At 70.4% G+C, this 16,845-nt stretch carries 18 protein-coding genes; 15 read left to right on the top strand and 3 right to left on the bottom strand.

The window, feature by feature from the left end; all coding sequences use genetic code 11:
- Window positions 1–9: 9 nt before the first annotated feature.
- The 3 genes from HD557_RS29040 to HD557_RS16920 are packed head-to-tail and all read left to right on the top strand — an operon-like array spanning window position 10 to window position 3,477.
- The gene (locus tag HD557_RS29040) at window positions 10–996 is read left to right on the top strand and encodes a C40 family peptidase (protein WP_008363127.1); all 987 of its coding nucleotides are present in this window, start codon (window positions 10–12) and stop codon (window positions 994–996) included.
- A gap of 37 nt (window positions 997–1,033) precedes the next feature.
- Window positions 1,034–2,248 carry a hypothetical protein gene (locus tag HD557_RS16925; RefSeq protein ID WP_196874722.1) on the top strand — a complete coding sequence of 405 codons (1,215 nt, stop codon included), beginning with the start codon at window positions 1,034–1,036 and terminating at the stop codon, window positions 2,246–2,248.
- 5 nt (window positions 2,249–2,253) lie between these two features.
- A complete protein-coding gene (locus tag HD557_RS16920; RefSeq protein WP_196876451.1) occupies window positions 2,254–3,477 on the top strand; it encodes a M48 family metallopeptidase in 1,224 nt (407 codons plus the stop codon).
- A 96-nt stretch (window positions 3,478–3,573) separates the two neighbouring features.
- On the opposite strand, the gene HD557_RS16915 is transcribed toward HD557_RS16920, so the two are convergent.
- Window positions 3,574–5,367 (bottom strand): AMP-dependent synthetase/ligase, encoded by a 1,794-nt coding sequence (locus HD557_RS16915; RefSeq protein WP_008363124.1) that lies wholly within the window; start codon window positions 5,365–5,367, stop codon window positions 3,574–3,576.
- 132 nt (window positions 5,368–5,499) lie between these two features.
- On the opposite strand from HD557_RS16915, the gene HD557_RS16910 reads away from it, so the two are divergent.
- Genes HD557_RS16910 through HD557_RS16890 form a run of 5 tightly spaced genes read left to right on the top strand, consistent with a single transcriptional unit; the run spans window position 5,500 to window position 9,529 of the window.
- Window positions 5,500–5,931 (top strand): SRPBCC family protein, encoded by a 432-nt coding sequence (locus HD557_RS16910; RefSeq protein ID WP_008363123.1) that lies wholly within the window; start codon window positions 5,500–5,502, stop codon window positions 5,929–5,931.
- Between the two features lie 11 nt (window positions 5,932–5,942).
- Window positions 5,943–7,160 (top strand): ArsA family ATPase, encoded by a 1,218-nt coding sequence (locus HD557_RS28330; protein ID WP_008363122.1) that lies wholly within the window; start codon window positions 5,943–5,945, stop codon window positions 7,158–7,160.
- Between the two features lie 2 nt (window positions 7,161–7,162).
- A complete protein-coding gene (locus tag HD557_RS16900) occupies window positions 7,163–7,585 on the top strand; it encodes a DUF5304 family protein (protein WP_008363121.1) in 423 nt (140 codons plus the stop codon).
- A gap of 3 nt (window positions 7,586–7,588) precedes the next feature.
- Entirely contained in the window at window positions 7,589–8,542 is a 954-nt protein-coding gene (locus HD557_RS16895; RefSeq protein ID WP_008363120.1) for an ROK family glucokinase, read from the top strand.
- 24 nt (window positions 8,543–8,566) lie between these two features.
- Window positions 8,567–9,529 (top strand): ROK family protein, encoded by a 963-nt coding sequence (locus HD557_RS16890; RefSeq protein ID WP_196874721.1) that lies wholly within the window; start codon window positions 8,567–8,569, stop codon window positions 9,527–9,529.
- Here HD557_RS16890 and HD557_RS16885 read toward each other — a convergent pair.
- Complete coding sequence (locus HD557_RS16885; protein ID WP_008363119.1) at window positions 9,526–10,014, bottom strand: hypothetical protein; 489 nt, start codon at window positions 10,012–10,014, stop codon at window positions 9,526–9,528. The genes HD557_RS16890 and HD557_RS16885 overlap by 4 nt on opposite strands.
- Before the next feature lie 98 nt (window positions 10,015–10,112).
- Between HD557_RS16885 and HD557_RS16880 the strand changes: the two genes are divergently transcribed.
- From HD557_RS16880 to HD557_RS16855, 6 genes are all read left to right on the top strand, one after another.
- Window positions 10,113–10,859, top strand: coding sequence for a lysophospholipid acyltransferase family protein (locus HD557_RS16880; RefSeq protein WP_008363117.1), 747 nt, complete (start codon window positions 10,113–10,115; stop codon window positions 10,857–10,859).
- Window positions 10,856–11,341, top strand: a complete 486-nt coding sequence (locus HD557_RS16875; RefSeq protein ID WP_040757075.1) for a flavin reductase family protein — start codon at window positions 10,856–10,858, stop codon at window positions 11,339–11,341. Before HD557_RS16880 ends, HD557_RS16875 begins: the two co-directional genes overlap by 4 nt.
- Window positions 11,338–12,183 carry an arylamine N-acetyltransferase family protein gene (locus tag HD557_RS16870; RefSeq protein ID WP_196874720.1) on the top strand — a complete coding sequence of 282 codons (846 nt, stop codon included), beginning with the start codon at window positions 11,338–11,340 and terminating at the stop codon, window positions 12,181–12,183. Before HD557_RS16875 ends, HD557_RS16870 begins: the two co-directional genes overlap by 4 nt.
- Before the next feature lie 25 nt (window positions 12,184–12,208).
- Window positions 12,209–13,102 carry a hypothetical protein gene (locus tag HD557_RS16865; RefSeq protein ID WP_231380337.1) on the top strand — a complete coding sequence of 298 codons (894 nt, stop codon included), beginning with the start codon at window positions 12,209–12,211 and terminating at the stop codon, window positions 13,100–13,102.
- Between the two features lie 61 nt (window positions 13,103–13,163).
- Window positions 13,164–13,982: an NADPH-dependent oxidoreductase gene (locus HD557_RS16860; protein ID WP_196874718.1), complete on the top strand. Its 819-nt coding sequence runs from the start codon at window positions 13,164–13,166 to the stop codon at window positions 13,980–13,982.
- 19 nt (window positions 13,983–14,001) lie between these two features.
- A complete protein-coding gene (locus tag HD557_RS16855) occupies window positions 14,002–14,655 on the top strand; it encodes a class I SAM-dependent methyltransferase family protein (RefSeq protein ID WP_196874717.1) in 654 nt (217 codons plus the stop codon).
- Window positions 14,656–14,658: 3 nt separating this feature from the next.
- Here HD557_RS16855 and HD557_RS16850 read toward each other — a convergent pair whose 3' ends face one another.
- Window positions 14,659–15,192: a GNAT family N-acetyltransferase gene (locus tag HD557_RS16850; RefSeq protein ID WP_196874716.1), complete on the bottom strand. Its 534-nt coding sequence runs from the start codon at window positions 15,190–15,192 to the stop codon at window positions 14,659–14,661.
- 219 nt (window positions 15,193–15,411) lie between these two features.
- On the opposite strand from HD557_RS16850, the gene HD557_RS16845 reads away from it, so the two are divergent.
- Window positions 15,412–16,713, top strand: a complete 1,302-nt coding sequence (locus HD557_RS16845) for an endo-1,4-beta-xylanase (protein ID WP_307785647.1) — start codon at window positions 15,412–15,414, stop codon at window positions 16,711–16,713.
- The last annotated feature ends 132 nt before the right edge of the window (window positions 16,714–16,845 follow it).

The following is a 16,845-nucleotide window of genomic DNA, read 5'->3' as shown; positions in this document are numbered from 1 at the left end:
CGTCCGCTCGTGACACGCGACCGGAAGCGACTCATTGCCGGTGCAGCCGGCATCGCCGCCATCGGTGTCGCCGGGATCATTCCCGCAGCGACCCCCGCCCAGGCCGAACCAGACATCGACGACGTTCGCAAGAAGGTCGACAAGCTCTACACGCAGGCCGAGGCGGCCAACGAGGACTACAGCAACGCCAAGCTGCGGCTGCAGGACCTCAAGGACCAGCTCGAGGACCTCAACGCCGACGAGAAGCGCCAGAGCAAGGAGCTGGACAAGATCCGCGCCGAGCTCCGCGACTCCGTGCTGCGGCAGTTCGAGGGCTCCGACGTCTCCGCCGTCGGCCAGGTGATCACCTCCGAGGACCCGCAGGAGTTCCTCGCCGGTCTCGCCACCGTCTCGTCCTACAACGCGCTGCAGGCCGACCTGCTGGCTCGGTACAACACCGAGGCCGAGGCCCTCCAGGTGCGCCGCGAGGCCACCGAGGACGCCAAGGCGCAGATGGCCAAGGTCAAGACGACCATGCAGCAGAAGAAGAGCGAGATCGACAAGAAGTTCGAGGCGGCCCAGTCCGAGCTCGACGAGCTCGAGGCCGATGAGCTCGCGAAGATCCAGTCCACCGACACCAGCATCCCGTCCAACCTGCCGCCGCCCTCGGGCCGCGCCAAGGCGGCCGTGGACTACGCCCTGGCCCAGGTCGGCGACTCCTACGTCTACGGCGCCACCGGCACCGAGTCGTGGGACTGCTCCGGTCTCACCATGGGTGCCTGGGGCCAGGCCGGTGTCTCGCTGCCCCACTCCTCCTCGGCGCAGTACAGCAGCGGTCCGCAGGTCTCGCGCGACCAGCTCGCCCCCGGCGACCTGGTCTTCTACTACAGCCCGATCAGCCACGTCGGTATGTACATCGGCAACGGCCAGATCGTGCACGCCGCCAACCCGAGCACCGGCGTGAAGGTCTCGCCGATCGACGAGATGCCCTACACGGGCGCCGTCCGCCCGGGCTGAGTTGACCCAGGACCCCGAAGAGGCCGATCGTTCGCAGGTGCGAACGGTCGGCTCTCTTCTTTCCCGCCTGCAGGCGCACCCCGCCGTGATCGGGGCCGCGCTGGTGCTGGTGATGCTGCTCGCCGGGTTCGTCGGGTGGCGGCTCACCGGCGGTGGCGAGTACGTCGCGCCGACACCGTCCACCGCGCCGGTCGTGCGCGCCGACACCGAAGGCGCCCGGGCCTCGCTGGAGCAGCTGGTCGGCGGCGTACGTGAGGGGGCGGAGCCCGACGGCGAGGACGCCGCCTCGGTCGCGGTGCGCAACGCGCACGCCATCGGCCTCGAGGACGTGACCGCGAGGTACGTCGCCGAGGCGGGCAACGTGGAGCAGGACGGCTCCTTCACCGCCGACGTGGAGATGTCGTGGCGCACCCCGGGCGACCCGGCGCTGACCGAGGAGCTCAGGGTCGGCTTCGACGCGCAGGGGGCGATCACCGGCTTCTCGGCGTCCGAGGGCACCCGGATGCCGCTGTGGCTGAGCGGCCCCGTCGAGGTGCGACGTGCCGGTTCCAGCCTCGTGATCGTCCAGGCCTCCGCGGAGGTCGCCGACCGCTACGCCGAGCTGGCCGCCACCGCGGTCGCCCAGGTCCGCAAGGTGATCCCGTGGGACCGGCCGCGCCTGGTCCTCGAGGTGCCGGCCACCGGCCTCGACTCCGCGCTCGGCGCCCAGCAGGGCACCTACACCGCCGTCGCCGCCGTGACCGCGACCGTCGACGGCTCCACGAAGCCCGGGACACCCCTCCACGTGTGGGTCAACCAGGGCGTCATCGGCGACCTGGACGCGCCCGGCGCCCAGGTGGTCATCACCCACGAGGCCACCCATGCGGCCACCGACGCGGCGACCAACGTCAACCGGCCGATGTGGCTGGTCGAGGGCTTCGCCGACTACGTCGCGCTGCGCGACACCAAGCTCCCGCTGAGCAAGACCGCCGGCCAGATCCTGGCCCAGGTCCGCGAGAACGGGGCCCCCGACCACCTGCCGGGCAAGGCCGAGTTCAACACCCGCTCGGAGCATTTCGGCGCCGAGTACGAGGCCGCCTGGCTGGCCTGCGAGGTGCTCGCCGAGGCCGGCGGCGAGCAGGCCCTGGTCGACCTCTACGAAGAGACCGGCCGCGGCATTCCGCTGGAGAAGGCATTGCAGGCGAGCTTCGGCTTCGGGGAGGACGAGCTGACTGCCCGCTGGCGGGCCCGTCTGTCACACTCTGCGTCGTGATCGGCATGCGGCGTACGTCCTGGGTGGTTCTCGTCCTCGGGGCGGTCGCATTCGTGGTGCTCGCCTGGACGCTGATCCCGTGGCATCCCTACCCGGGCGGCCCGCTCGACCTGCCCGACGAGCGTGACGTGTTCACCCCCGAGGAGCTGGAGCGGATGCTGGCCTACTCCGGCACCGCACGCTGGCTCAGCCGGGCCTCGCTGCTCGTCTCACTGGTCGTCGCCTGCGTGCTCGGGTTCGCCTCGCTCGGGAGGCGCCTGGTGGCCCGGCTGCGGGGGCCGTGGCTGCTCCGGGTGGTGCTCGCGGTCGCCGTGGTCACGCTCTTCGGCTGGATCGCGACGCTGCCGTTCGGGGTGGCGATCCACCGCCTGCAGGTGCGCTACGGGCTCTCCAGGCAGGGGTGGACGCCCTGGCTGACCGACTCGCTGCTCAACCAGGTCGTCGGCATCGTGATCACCTCCCTGGCGCTGCTCGCGCTCTTCGCCTGCATCCGCCTCGGCCGTCGGTGGTGGCCGGCCGTCGCCGCCGGCCTGGTCGCGGCCCTGGTGATGCTCGGATCGTTCGTCTACCCGGTCGTCATCGACCCGCTGTTCAACGACTTCGAGCCGCTGCCGCGCGGCCAGCTCCGCACCGAGGTGATGGCGATCGCCGAGCGCGAGGGCGTCGATCTCGACGATGTCCTGGTGGTCGATGCCTCCCGGCGCACGACCTCGCTCAACGCGTACGTCACCGGCTTCGGCTCCACCCGCCGGGTCGTCCTCTACGACAACCTCGTCGACTCGCAGCGCGATGCGGCGGCGCACGGGGCGGTCCTCTCCGTCGTCGCCCACGAGCTCGCCCATGCCAAGCACGACGACGTCCTGGTCGGCACCGTCATCGGCGCCGCCGGCGCGGTCGCCGGCGTCGGGCTGCTGGGGCTGCTGCTCTCCTACCGCCGCCAGGACCAGTACGCCACCCCCGAAGGCATCCCGATGCTGCTGGCGGTCTTCGCCCTGGCGAGCGTGTTGGCGATGCCCGTCCAGAACGGGCTCAGCCGGCACGTCGAGGCCCGCGCCGATGTCGACGCGCTCCACGCCACCGGCGACCTGGAGTCGTTCACGCGGCTGCAGCACGCCCTCGGCGTACGCTCGCTCTCCGACCCGTCGCCCCAGGCCTGGTCGCAGTGGTGGTTCGGGTCCCACCCGACGACGCTGCAGCGGATCGCGATCGCGCATCGCGTTCTCGACTGAGATAAAGGCCGAGTCGGCGCATCCGACCCCTCTGGCTCGCTTCGCTTCGCCAGGCACGGGGTCAGATGCGCCGACTCGGCGCCACTGGAACAGCTTTTACTTCGCGTAGAGCGCCTCGACCTCGTGGCTGAACTCGCGCATGACCACGTTGCGCTTGAGCTTGAGGCTGGGGGTGAGCTGGCCACCCTCCTCGGTCCAGGAGTCGGGGATGATCACGAACTTGCGGATCGATTCGGCCTTGGAGACCGCCTTGTTGGCGTCGTCGACGGCGCTCTGGATCACTGCGCGCAGGTCCTCGTCGTCGACCAGGTCGTCGATGTTGGCCGACTTGCCGTTGGCCTCGGCCCAGGTGGGCAGCGCCTCGGGGTCGATGGTGACGATCGCGCCGATGAACGGCTGGCCGTCGCCGACGACGATGCACTGGTCGACGAGCACGTGGGCGCGGAGGCGGTCCTCGAGGACGGCCGGGGCGACGTTCTTGCCGCCGGCGGTGACCAGGATCTCCTTCTTGCGGCCGGTGATCTTGACGAAGCCCTCGTCGTCGACCTCACCGAGGTCGCCGGAGTGGAACCATCCGTCGTCGGTCTTGGCCTCGGCGGTGGCCGTCGGGTTCTGCCAGTACTCCTTGAGCACCTGGCCGCCCTTGAAGAGCAGCTCGCCGTCGTCGGCGACGCGGACCGAGGTGCCGGGGAGCGGCCGCCCGACGGTGCCGATCTTGAACGCCTCGGGCAGGTTGACGGTCAGCGCGGCGGTCGTCTCGGTGAGGCCGTAGCCCTCCAGGACGGTGACGCCGATGCCGCGGTAGAAGTGGCCGAGGCGGTCGCCGAGCGGCGCGCCGCCGGAGATGGCGTAGGAGCAGTTGCCGCCGAGGGCGGCGAGCAGCTTGCCGTAGACGAGCTTGGAGAACAGCTTGTGCTTGGCGGTGAGGAGAAGCGGGGCCTTGCCGGTCTCGGTGGCCCGCGAGTAGTCGATCGCGACCTCGGTCGCCATGTCGAAGATGCGGCCCTTGCCGTCGGCGACGGCCTTCTGCGAGGCGGTGTTGTAGACCTTCTCGAAGACCCGCGGCACCGCCAGCACGAAGGTCGGCTGGAAGGTGCCGAGGTCGGCGACGAGGTTCTTGATGTCGGGGGTGTGGCCCAGGCGGGTGCGCGACTTGATGCAGCCGATCTGGATGATCCGCGCGAAGACGTGCGCGAGCGGCAGGAACAGCAGCGTGCTGCGGCCCTCGATGTTGAACAGGCCGTCGAGGGAGTCGACCGCGACGCCGAGCTCGAACATGAAGTTGCCGTGGGTGAGCACGCAGCCCTTCGGGCGCCCGGTGGTGCCGGAGGTGTAGATCAGGGTCGCGGCGTCCTCGGGGGTGACCGCGCTGCGGCGGGCCTCGAGCTGCTCGTCGGTGATGTCGGTGCCGAGCTTGACCAGCAGGTCGACGGCGTTGTCGTTGATCGACCAGACGTTGTTGAGAGCGGTGCAGCTCGCGCGGACCTCGCTGATCCGGCCGATGTGCCCGGCGTCCTCGGCGACGATCGCGACGGCGGCGGAGTCCTGCAGGATCCACTCGATCTGCTCGGCGGAGGAGGTCTCGTAGATCGGCACCGTCGCCGCGCCGGCGAACCAGATCGCGTAGTCGATCAGGGTCCACTCGTAGCGAGTCTTGGAGAGCAGCGCGACCCGGTCCCCAGCGCCGACACCCGCCGCGATCAGACCCTTGGCGACCGCGGAGACCTCGGCGAGGAACTCCGCGGACGTCACGTCGACCCAGGTGCCGTCAGGACCTGGCCGGCTGAGGACGGCCACATCGGGCGCCTCGGCGGCGTTGCGGACGACATCGTCGCTCAGGTTGCCGGTGGGGGGAACGACGTACGTCGCGGGCGTGGAGAACTCGCGCACAAGGGCCTCCGCATACTGATGGTAGGTGGGTACGAACCGGAGGTTACCCCCGTCACAGCCCGACCATTTCACCGGGATGCTATCCGGTACGCTCCATGCCACCTAGCAAGTCAGGGAGTGAGGACACCACCGATGGCCGATCAGACCACCTCGACGATCGTGATCGAGGCCGCGCCCTCGGCAGTGATGGCGGTGATCGCGGACTTCAAGTCCTATCCAGCCTGGGCCAAGGGCATGCAGGAGGTCAGCGTCCTCGAGACCGGCGTCGACGGGCGCGCCGAGCAGGTCCGGTTCGTGCTCGACGTCGCGCCGATCAAGGACGAATACACCCTGGCGTACGACTGGGACGACGACCGTCAGGTGACCTGGTCGCTGGTGAAGGGCAACCTGCTGCGGTCGATGGACGGCGCCTACGTGCTGCGCGACCTCGGCGGCCGCACCGAGGTCACCTACCGGCTCGCGCTCGACCTGAGCATCCCGCTGATCGGCATGCTCAAGCGCAAGGGTGAAAAGGTCCTGATCGACACCGCCCTGCGCGGCCTCAAGCAGCGGGTGGAGAAGTAGGACATGCCTTCGTGAGAATCCTTCTCTTCACCGGCAAGGGCGGCGTCGGCAAGTCCACCGTCTCGGCCGGCACCGCGGCGATGTCCGCGGCCCGCGGGCTGCGCACGCTGGTCCTCTCGACCGATGCCGCCCACTCGCTGGGCGACGCCTTCGGCCTCGAGTCGGCGCTCGGCTCGGAGCCCGTCCAGGTCTCCGACCACCTCTACGTCCAGCACGTCGACGCCCAGCGCCGCTTCGAGGAGTCCTGGGCCGAGGTGCAGGGCTATCTGCTGAGCGTCCTGGACACCATCGGGGTGGACCGGATCGCGGCCGAGGAGCTGACCGTCATCCCCGGCGCGGAGGAGGTCTTCGCGCTCCTGGAGCTGCGCCGGATGGCCGTCTCGGGGGAGTGGGACACGATCGTGGTCGACTGCGCCCCGACCGCCGAGACGCTGCGCCTGCTCGCCCTTCCCGAGGCCCTGGGCTGGTATCTGGAGCGCATCCTCCCGGTCCAGCGCACGATGGTGAAGGCGCTCAAGCCGGTGCTCACCAAGGCTGCCGGGGTGCCGATGCCCGGCGACTCCGTCTTCGACGCGCTCGTCCGGCTCCACGACGAGCTCGCCGACGTCCGCGCCCTGCTGTCCGGCCCCGAGGCGTCCGTACGCATCGTGCTGACCCCCGAGCGGGTCGTGCTCGCCGAGGCGCGACGGTCGTGGACGACGCTCTCCCTCTACGGCTACCGCGTCGACGGTGTCGTCGCCAACCGGATCTTCCCGGCGGGCGGCTCCGACGACTGGCGGGCCGGCTGGGTCAAGGCCCAGGACGACGTGCTCGGCGACGTCGGCGCCTCCTTCGAGGGGCTGCCGGTGTGGCGCTCGTTCTACCGGCCCTCCGAGCCGGTGGGCGTCGAGGATCTGCGCGAGGTCGCCGAGGCCGCGTACGCCTGGACCGGCAGCGTCGACCCGCTGGCCGTCCCCGAGACCCCGGCGCCGTTCCGGACGGCGAGCGACGACGGCGGCGAGACCACCGTCGTCCACCTGGCGCTGCCCGGGCTGGCCCAGTGGGTCGAGCGTGACCAGGTCCAGCTGGGCCGCAACGGCGACGAGCTGGCGATCACCGTGGGGTCCTACCGGCGGCTGCTGACCCTGCCCGCCGCACTCGCCCGGATGCGCGTCAGCGGGGCGCGCGTCGAGGGTGGGGAGCTGCGAGTAACGTTTTCTCGGCAGACGACGAACATCGAGAGCGAGTAATCGTGAGCGAGCAGCGCCACGAGTGGGCGGACGAGCCGTTGGGGTCGACCGCCGAGGAGCTCGGCCGGCTGATGGAGGCCATCGGCGAGTGGGCCAAGGACTCCCGGATCGGCCACCTCGCCGAAGGGCTCGGAGACCATCTCGGAACGGGGGCACCGGAATGCACCTACTGCCCGCTGTGCCGTACCGTTCATGTCCTCCGGGAGTCGAGCCCGGAGGTCAAGGTGCATCTGGCCAGCGCTGCCGCATCGTTGATGCAGGCCGCGGCCACGGTGCTCAACGCGGCGGCCACGAGTCCGGGTGCTGGCCCTAGTGAAGGCGAGGATGCTCACAGTGATGGCGTGCGGGCTGAGGAAGATGCGACCCGGGACTGGGCGCGACGCTCGGAGAAGGTCGAACGGATCGATCTCGACGGCTGGAGCTGAGGCATGACGACGACGAAGAAGCTGGCCTGCGGTGTCGACGTGGGTGGCACCAAGATCCTCGGCGGAGTCGTCGACCACGACGGCAACATCATCGAGGACCACCGGGTCGAGTCGCCGGCGAAGAGCCCGGAGGCCATCGAGGCCGCCATCGTCGAGGTGGTCCAGGAGCTCAAGACCAAGCACCCGATCGAGTGCGTCGGCATCGGCGCTGCGGGCTACATCGACAAGGGCCGCTCGACGGTCCTCTTCGCCCCCAACATCGCCTGGCGCGACGTGCCGCTCAAGGAGCGCCTGGAGAAGGTCCTCGAGCTGCCGGTCGTGATCGAGAACGACGCCAACGCCGCTGCGTGGGGCGAGTTCGAGTACGGCGCGGGTGCCGAGGTCGACAACATGATGTTGGTGACCGTCGGCACCGGTGTCGGCGGCGGCCTGGTGCTCGAGGGCGACCTCTACCGCGGCGCCTTCGGCGTCGGCGCCGAGATCGGCCACATGCGGGTCGTGCCCAACGGCCACCTGTGCGGCTGCGGCAACCGCGGCTGCTGGGAGCAGTACGCCTCGGGGTCGGCCCTGGTGCGCAACGTCCGCGCCGCGGCGCGCGGCGGGTCGCTGCTGGCCCGCGAGGTCCTGGACCGCGCCGAGGGTGACCTCGACAAGATCAAGGGTCCGCTGATCACCGAGGCGGCCCGCGACGGGGACGCCTTCGCGATCGAGGCGCTGACCGACCTCGGCATCTGGCTGGGCGAGGGGATCGCCTCGATCGCCGCCGTGCTCGACCCGGCCGTGGTGGCCATCGGCGGCGGCGTGGCCGAGGCCGACGACCTGCTGCTCGGGCCTGCCCGGCGTGCCTTCCTGGCGCAGCTGACCGGCCGCGGACACCGCCCGATGCTCGACATCCGCAAGGCGACGCTGGGCAACGAGGCGGGCCTGATCGGCGCGGCCGACCTGGCCCGCAGGTGAGCCACGTCCGATGAGCCGGGTCCAGTGAGCCTGCACATCGGTGTCGACATCGGCGGCACCAAGGTGCTCGCGGCGGAGGTCTCGCCGTCCGGTGAGGTGCTCCGCACCGCTCACCGCAGCACACCCGGGCGCCGGGTCGAACTCGAGCTGGTGGAGGACGCGCTGACCGAGGCGGTCACCGAGGTGGCCGCCGGCCGGCCCGTCGCCGGCGTCGGGCTGGCCGCCGCGGGGTTCGTCGACGCAGCGGGGGAGCGGGTCATGTTCGCTCCTCACCTGCCCTGGCGCGGCGAGCCGACCTTGACCCGGCTGTCCTCCCGCTGGGGCACCCGGGTGGCGCTCGACAACGACGCCAACTGCGCCGCCCTGGCCGAGCTGGAGCTCGGTGCGGCCCGCGGCGTCGACTCGGCCCTGCTCATCACCCTCGGCACCGGCATCGGCGGTGCCGTGATCCTCGACGGCCGGGTGGTGCGGGGCCGCAACGGCATGGCCGGGGAGTTCGGCCACATGCAGGTCGTGCCCGGCGGGCTGCCCTGCGAGTGCGGCCTCACCGGCTGCTGGGAGCAGTACTCCTCCGGCAACGCGCTGGTCGCCTTCGTGCGCGCCCGCGTGGAGACCGAGGAGTACGCCGGCGGCGCGCTCGACGAGCTGGCCGCGGGCGACCCGCTCAAGATCACCGGCCCGGCCATCACCGCAGCTGCGGCCGACGGCGATGCGCTCGCGCTGGCTGCGTACGAGTCGGTGGGGTCGTGGCTGGGGGTCGGGATGGCCGGCCTGGTGGCCGCCTTCGACCCCGAGCTCCTGGTCGTCGGCGGGGGAGTCTCGACAGCGGGCGACCTGCTGCTGGCGCCTGCTCGGACGGCCCTGGAGGCCTCGCTCGTCGGACGCCTCCACCGCGAGGTGCCGGCGATCGTGGAGGCCGCTTTCGGGGCCGAGGCAGGGGTCGTGGGGGCGAGCATCCTGGCCCGCCGGGCCACCGGCGAGATCTAGACGCGGGCGCCGTCGTCCCAGGGGTCACGGGGCTCGGACGGCATCGTGATCAGCAGGTAGACGAACCCGGCGATGAAGGCTGCGACCAGCCCGCCGATGACCCAGCTGTCGAAGTGCCGGTCGGTGACCTGGGTGACCACGATCAGCACGAGCACGGCGACCGGTGCACCGAGCACGCCGATCCACGCCAGCAGACGCGCCGGAGTCGGCTTCGGCAGGGGCGGCGGAGGCGGCGGGACGTAGCCCTCCTCGTCGTCGCGCCACATGTCCTCGTAGGGGTCCGGCTCGTCGACGGGCTCGACGATGTCGACCTTCTTGTCGAAGAGTCCACGGGAGACCGGCTCCTCCTCGAGGGCGGGGCGGTCGCCGTAGTTCTCGACGATCTCGCGCCAGACTTCCTCGTCCGACGGCGGTCCGTCGGCAGGCACGGAGGCGTCGTCGGAGGCCCCGGTCGTGTCCTCGGGCCGGTCGTCTCGGTCACTCACTCTTCCAGCCTAGCCGGATCTCATGACAGGGTGCGGGAGTAGAAGTACCTGTCTCGTTATAGGCTCATCGGTCGAAGGCAATTTGGGAAGGCGATGGGGTGTCGACGAAGCTCTTCTACTCGTTCTTGAAGTGGGTCGCTGTCGGTCCTCTGCTCCGGGCGGTTTTCCGTCCGACCTGGGAGGGTGTGGAGAACATCCCGCGCAAGGGTCCGGCGATCCTGGCCGGCAACCATCTCTCCTACGCCGACTGGCTCTTCATGCCGCTCGGCTCACCGCGGATGGTGCGGTTCGTGGCCAAGGCGGAGTACTTCACCGGCACGGGCGTGAAGGGTTTCCTGCAGCGTACGTTCTTCAGCGGCACCGGCAACGTGCCGATCGACCGGTCGGGGGCGACCGCGGCCGAGGGTGCCCTGATCGCCGCGAAGCGGGTGCTCGGCGACGGCGAGCTCTTCGGGATCTATCCCGAGGGCACCCGTTCCCACGACGGCAAGCTCTACCGCGGCCGCACCGGCATCGCCCGGCTGGCTCTGGACACCGGCGCTCCGGTGATCCCGGTCGCCGTGATCGGCACCGACGTGATCGCGCCCCCGGGCAAGAAGCTCGGCAAGATCGTCCGGCCGCGGATCGTCTTCGGCAAGCCGCTGGACTTCTCGCGCTACGAGGGCATGGCCAACGACCGCTACATCCTGCGCGCGATCACCGACGAGATCGTCTACGAGATCCTGAAGCTGTCCGGCCAGGAGTACGTCGACATGTACGCCACCGACGCCAAGAAGCTGGCCAGCGGTGAGAAGCCGGCGAAGAAGTCTTCGAAGTCTTCGCGGCCGACCAAGGACGTAGCCTGACGATCCACTCGTCCCACCCGTTCCCGACGCCGGAGGATCCGGTACGCCGGTGGCGCGGTCGTCTGGGTGGGCGGGTCTCGCTGTGGACGTCGGGCTCGGCCGGGCTCACGGTCTCCTCGCTGATGATGGCCAACGGGTCGCCGGGAGCCGTGCTCGGGCTGCTCGACCCCGACTCAGACCTGCGGGACGAGCTCGAGGAGACCGGCGTCGGCGTCGTCTCGCTGCTCCACTGGCGCCACCGCGACCTGGCCGAGGCGTTCGGCGGCACCGCTCCCGCTCCTGGCGGCGCGTTCCGGCTGGGGTCGTGGGAGACGACCGAGTTCGGCCGCCGCCTCACCGACGCCCCGACCTGGGCCGGCGTACGCCTGGTCTCGATGACGGAAATCGGTTGGTCGGCCCTGGCGACGTGCGAGATCGTGTCGCTCGAGGTCGGTGACGACACCGACCCGCTGGTCCACCGGCACGGGAGGTACGAACGATGATCGACGGCTACCTGCGACGGCTCGGTATCGAGGGGCGGCCGGAGGCGACGTACGAGACGCTTGTCGATCTTCACCACCGTCATCTCGACACGCTGCCCTACGAGAATCTCTCGATCATGCTCGCCGCCATCGGAGCCACGGGGATGCCCGACGCCGTCGACCCGGCGGAGACGCTCGAGCGGGTGGCGGCCGGGGGCAACGCCGGCTACTGCTTCCACAACAACGGCGTCTTCTCGCTGGCGCTCGCCGAGCTGGGCTTCGACGTCGTACGCCGCACCGGCCAGATGCTCGAGGCGACCGGTCCCTCGGGGACCCTGGACCATCTGGCGCTGGAGATCCGCGGTCTGCCGACCGCGGCCAACCCTGGCGGCCAATGGGTGGTCGACGTCGGCTACGGGGACGGCTTCCGTGACCCGTTGCCGCTGGTCGAGGGGCATTTCCGGCAGTCCGGGTTCGTCTACCGGCTGGCCCGTGTGGGGGAGTCGGGATGGACCTTCCACCATGACCCGCACGGCTCCTTCAACGGCTCGTTCGTGCGCGGGAGCGTGACGCAGGAGGAGATCGAGACCTCCCACGTGCGTCTCTCCACCCCGCCCGACGGTGACTTCACGCGCAAGCTCGTGGTGCAGCGGCGGGACGCGTCCGGAGCCGAGACGATCCGCTCGATCCGGCACGCGCGCAGCGGCGAGGGAGCCTTCGAGCGCGAGCTGCGCGACTTCGAGCAGTGGCGCACGGCTCTTGCCGGGATCGGGCTGTCGTTCCGGGGCATCGAGGACGACGCGCTGCGCGAGCTCCACAAGCGACAGGCCGCCGAGTACGACGAGTGGTTGCTGACGCGATAGTCGGCGACGTGCTGAGATGGCGGACATGAGCGACGACGCACCTGCCCCCGACCTGCTCGACATCGCGGCCGAGCTCTACGGGCTTCCGCTGGGCGACTTCACCCCCGAGCGCGACGCCCGTGCCAAGGGGCTGAAGGGCACGCCGCTCGCCGGCCCGGTCAAGGCGCTCAAGAAGCCTTCGACCGCGGCGTGGGTGGTCAACCTGCTGGTGCGCTACGAGACCGAGCAGGTGGAGCAGGTGATCTCGGTCGGTGCCCTGCTGCGTGAGGCGCAGACCGGGATGGACGCCGCCCAGCTGCGTGAGCTCACCAAGCAGCGGCGGCAGCTGACCGCGGCGGTGACGACCCGTGCCCGCGGCCTGGCGCGCGAGCACGGCCTCCGGGTGACCGAGGCGGTGGCGACCCAGGTCGAGGCGACGCTGACCGCGGCGATGATCGACGGGTCCGCCGCCCAGGCCGTACGCAGCGGCCTGCTCGTCTCACCGCTGTCGGCCACCGGCGTCGACGCCGTGGACGCGGCCTCCGCCGTCGCACTGCCGGACGCGTTGGGCTTCGAGGTGCCCGAGGTCGTCCCGCCGCCTCCCGAGCCTCTGCGGGCGGTCCCGGACCTGCCCGACACGGCGGCGCTCGACGAGGCCCGCGAGGCGCTCGAGGAGGCGGAGTCGGCGCTGTCCGGTGCCGAGGCTCAGCGGGACAAGACCGTCTCGGCGTTCAAGGACATCGAGGCGCGGTCGCTCCAGGTGAAGTCCGAGATCGAGGAGCTCCGCCGTCGCCTGGCCGATCTGGAGGAGACGGCGCTCGGGGTCGAGGACGAGCTCACCGAGGCGGAGGAGGAGCGTGAGTCCGCCGAGGCGGCGGTCTCGGAGGCGGCTGCAGCCCGGGACTCGGCGGCCGCGGAGGTGGAGCGGCTCGGCGGGTAGACCTGAGCGGCGTCCACGGACGACCTCAATGTCGAGTCGTTCAGTAGACTATTCTGGTCGGGTGACCGACACTGCCACCGACGCCGCCGTCGCCGCCCGCTACCGCGACCCCGCGCTCGCCACCCTTGCGACGACCAGTGCGGTGATCGAGCACCAGCTCCGGCACCGGTCGGTCCGCTCGTTCCTGAGTGACCCGGTGACCGACGACCAGCTCACCGCGATCGTCGCGGCTGCCTCCTCGGCGCCGACCTCGTCCAACCTGCAGACCTGGAGTGTCGTGGCGGTCCGGGAGCCGGCCCGCAAGGCGCGGCTGGCGAAGCTCGCCGGTGACCAGGCGTTCATCGAGGCGGCGCCGCTCCTCCTGCTCTGGGTCGCCGACCTCAGCCGTGCCCGCGGCCTCGCGGCCGCCGCGGGGACCAGGGTCGAGGCTTCCGAGTATCTGGAGACCACGCTCCTCGGCGTCATCGACGCCACCCTCGCTGCCCAGAACGCCATCGTCGCCGCCTCCTCGCTCGGCCTGGGCACCGTCTGTGTCGGCGGCGCCCGCAACCACCCCGAGGAGATCGCGGCCGAGCTCGGCCTGCCGTCGGGGGCGTTCGTCGTCTTCGGCCTCGCCGTCGGCGTACCCGACCCTGCCGAGCCTGCCGGGGTCAAGCCGCGGCTCCCTCAGTCCGTCGTCCTCCACCACGAGACCTACTCGCCCCCGAGCGCCGACGATCTCGCCGCGTACGACGACCGGCTCGGCGGTTACAACGCCACCTACGGTCTCGGCGGCGGATGGTCCGAGCGTGTCCTGGCCCGCCTCGCCGGGCCCGTCAGCATGTCCGGTCGCCACCGGCTCCGTGCCCAGATCGAGCGTCTCGGGTTCGCCGGTCGCTGACGTGGGAGACTCCGACGCCGTGGGCACCGACTGGCAGCAGTGGCACGAGCACTACGACGACCCCGACTCCGATCTCGTACGGCGCCTGGGGACGGTGCGCGACGAGGTCCGGCGTCTCCTGGCCGAGCGCCAGGGCGCTCCGATCCGGGTCACCAGCATCTGTGCCGGCGACGGACGCGACCTGCTGCCGATCCTGGCGTCGTCGGAGGGCGATGTCGATGCGGTCCTTCTCGAGATCGACGCCGACCTCGCGGAGCGTGCTCGGGCCGCCGCCGCGGCGTCCGGCCTGGGCCGGGTCCGGGTGCATACCGCAGATGCCGGCCTCTCGAGCACGCTGGCCGATCTGCCGCCGGCCGACGTCTTCCTCGCCTGTGGCGTCTTCGGCAACATCGCCGACGCGGACCTCGAGACGACGATCGGTGCGCTACCCGCATTCGTGGTGCCGGGCGGTGCCGTGATCTGGACCCGGGGCGCGAGCGTCGGCGACGGAGAGCTGAGCGCCTACGCCGGAGACCCGGCAGACCTTGTCCGTGAGGTCTTCGCTCGTCACGGTTTCACCGAGGAGAGGCTCGTACGTCCCGCCGACGCCGGATTCCGGGTCGGGGTCCATCGGTTTACCGGTGGTGCTTCGCACGCGGCGCTGCCGGAGAGGCTGTTCTCCTTCGCGCGTTGAGCCTCAGAGGGTGACGGGCTTCCGCATCCGGACCAGCGGGACCGGTGCGCCGCCGCGGTCGTCGGTGATCCGCTCGACCGGCTCGAAGCCGTAGGACCGGTAGAGCGGCTCGCCGGACAGCGTGCCCATCAGCTCGAGGGTGGTGAAGCCCTCTTCCGACGCCGCCCGCTCGCACAGCTCCAGGATCAGCCTTCCCACGCCGCGCCTGGCGAAGGCGGGGTTGGTGTACATCGCTCGCACCCTGGCCGGGTCCTTCGCCGGGTCCAGCAGCGTCGGCTCCCGGCCGGGGGTGTGGTCACCGCCGTAGAGGGTCGCCCGCCTGCTCCAGCCGCCACAGCCGGCGATCTCGTCGCCCTCCTCGACCACGAAGTAGGTGCCGTCCTCGATCAGCTGGGTGTCGATGCCCATCACCATCCGGCTCGAGGCGATCTGGGCCTCGGTCAGGAACGTCTTCTGGAGCTCCGCGATCGAGGCGTCCATGATCGCAGTCAGGACCGGGATGTCGTCTGGTGTCGCGACGCGGTGGGTGAAGGGCACGCGGGTGAGCCTGTCATGTCGGCGCCTGCGGGTCGTACGGGTTTTGTGCCGACAGGATTCCTGTGTGAGGAATGTCACGCAAATCGGCTTCAATCTATTGACGCTGTAAAACGATGTCGATAACGTTTTCGACCGAGTTCGCGCGAGCTCTGAGGTACCACCGACCGCCGTTCAATCGAGAGAACAGGATCGATGATGACCCGAGTTCGAGTTAGACCCGTGCGTGCCCGGATGGCCCGAGGGGCCGACGTCGCCGCCATGCTGATCGCCAGTGGCATCGCTGTCGTCTCTGCGGCCGCTCCGGCCCAGGCCGACGGCTCCACCCTGCAGGCCGCTGCTGCCGAGTCCGGCCGCTACTTCGGCACCGCCATCGCGGCCAGCCGGATGTCGGATTCGCAGTACACGACCATCGCGAACCGCGAGTTCAACATGATCACCGCCGAGAACGAGATGAAGATGGACGCGACCGAGCCGTCGCCGAACCAGTTCAGCTTCTCCTCGGGAGACCAGATCGCCAACTGGGCCCTCCAGAACGGCAAGCGAGTCCGCGGGCACGCGCTGGCCTGGCACTCCCAGCAGCCGGGCTGGATGCAGAACATGGAGGGCAGCTCGCTCCGCAACGCGATGCTCAACCACATCGCCGGCGTCGCGGGACACTACCGGGGCAAGATCTACGCCTGGGACGTCGTGAACGAGGCCTTCGAGGACGGCTCCTCGGGGGCTCGCCGCAACTCCAACCTGCAGCGCACCGGCAACGACTGGATCGAGGCCGCCTTCCGGGCCGCCCGCTCCGCCGACCCCAACGCGAAGCTCTGCTACAACGACTACAACACCGACAACTGGAGCCACGCGAAGACGCAGGCCGTCTACAACATGGTCCGCGACTTCAAGTCGCGCGGCGTACCCATCGACTGCGTCGGCTTCCAGGCCCATTTCAACTCCGGCAACCCGGTGCCGAGCAACTACCACGTCACCCTGCAGAACTTCGCCGATCTGGGTGTCGACGTGCAGATCACCGAGCTCGACATCGCCGGGTCCGGCACCTCGCAGGCCGAGCAGTTCCGTGGTGTCACCCAGGCCTGCATGGCGGTCACTCGCTGCACGGGCATCACGGTCTGGGGCGTCCGTGACACCGACTCATGGCGTGCCTCCGACACGCCGCTGCTCTTCGACGGCTCCGGCAACAAGAAGCTGGCCTACACCTACGTGCTCAACCAGCTCAACACTGCAGATGGTGGGACCACCACGCCGCCACAGGGGAGCTGCACGGTGACCGTCACCCGGACCGAGTCGTGGGGAGACCGGTTCAACACGGTGTTCGCCGTCAGCGGGACCAACAACTGGGTCGTCCGGATCAGCACCGGGTCGGGGCAGAGTCTGCAGAACTCGTGGAACGCCACCGTCTCGGGGACCTCGGGGACTCTCACTGCCACGCCCAACGGCAACGGGAACCAGTTCGGGATCACGCTCTACTCGGGCGGGAACACGTCGACTCCGACTGCTAGCTGTACGGCGGTCTGATCTTGAATGGGCGGGGTCTCGGTCGTGTGGCCGAGGCCCCGCTCGCGCCGCTTGTTCCGCTGGGCGAGCCGCTTGTCCCCGCTGGTCGAGCCGCCGGAGCCGCTAGGCGGAGGCGTGTCGAGACCAACACAG

This window comes from Nocardioides luteus (assembly GCF_015752315.1).
In the GTDB taxonomy this organism is placed as follows: domain Bacteria; phylum Actinomycetota; class Actinomycetes; order Propionibacteriales; family Nocardioidaceae; genus Nocardioides.
The sequence above is the reverse complement of the archived record's forward strand: the minus strand, read 5'-3'. Positions and strand labels throughout refer to the sequence as shown.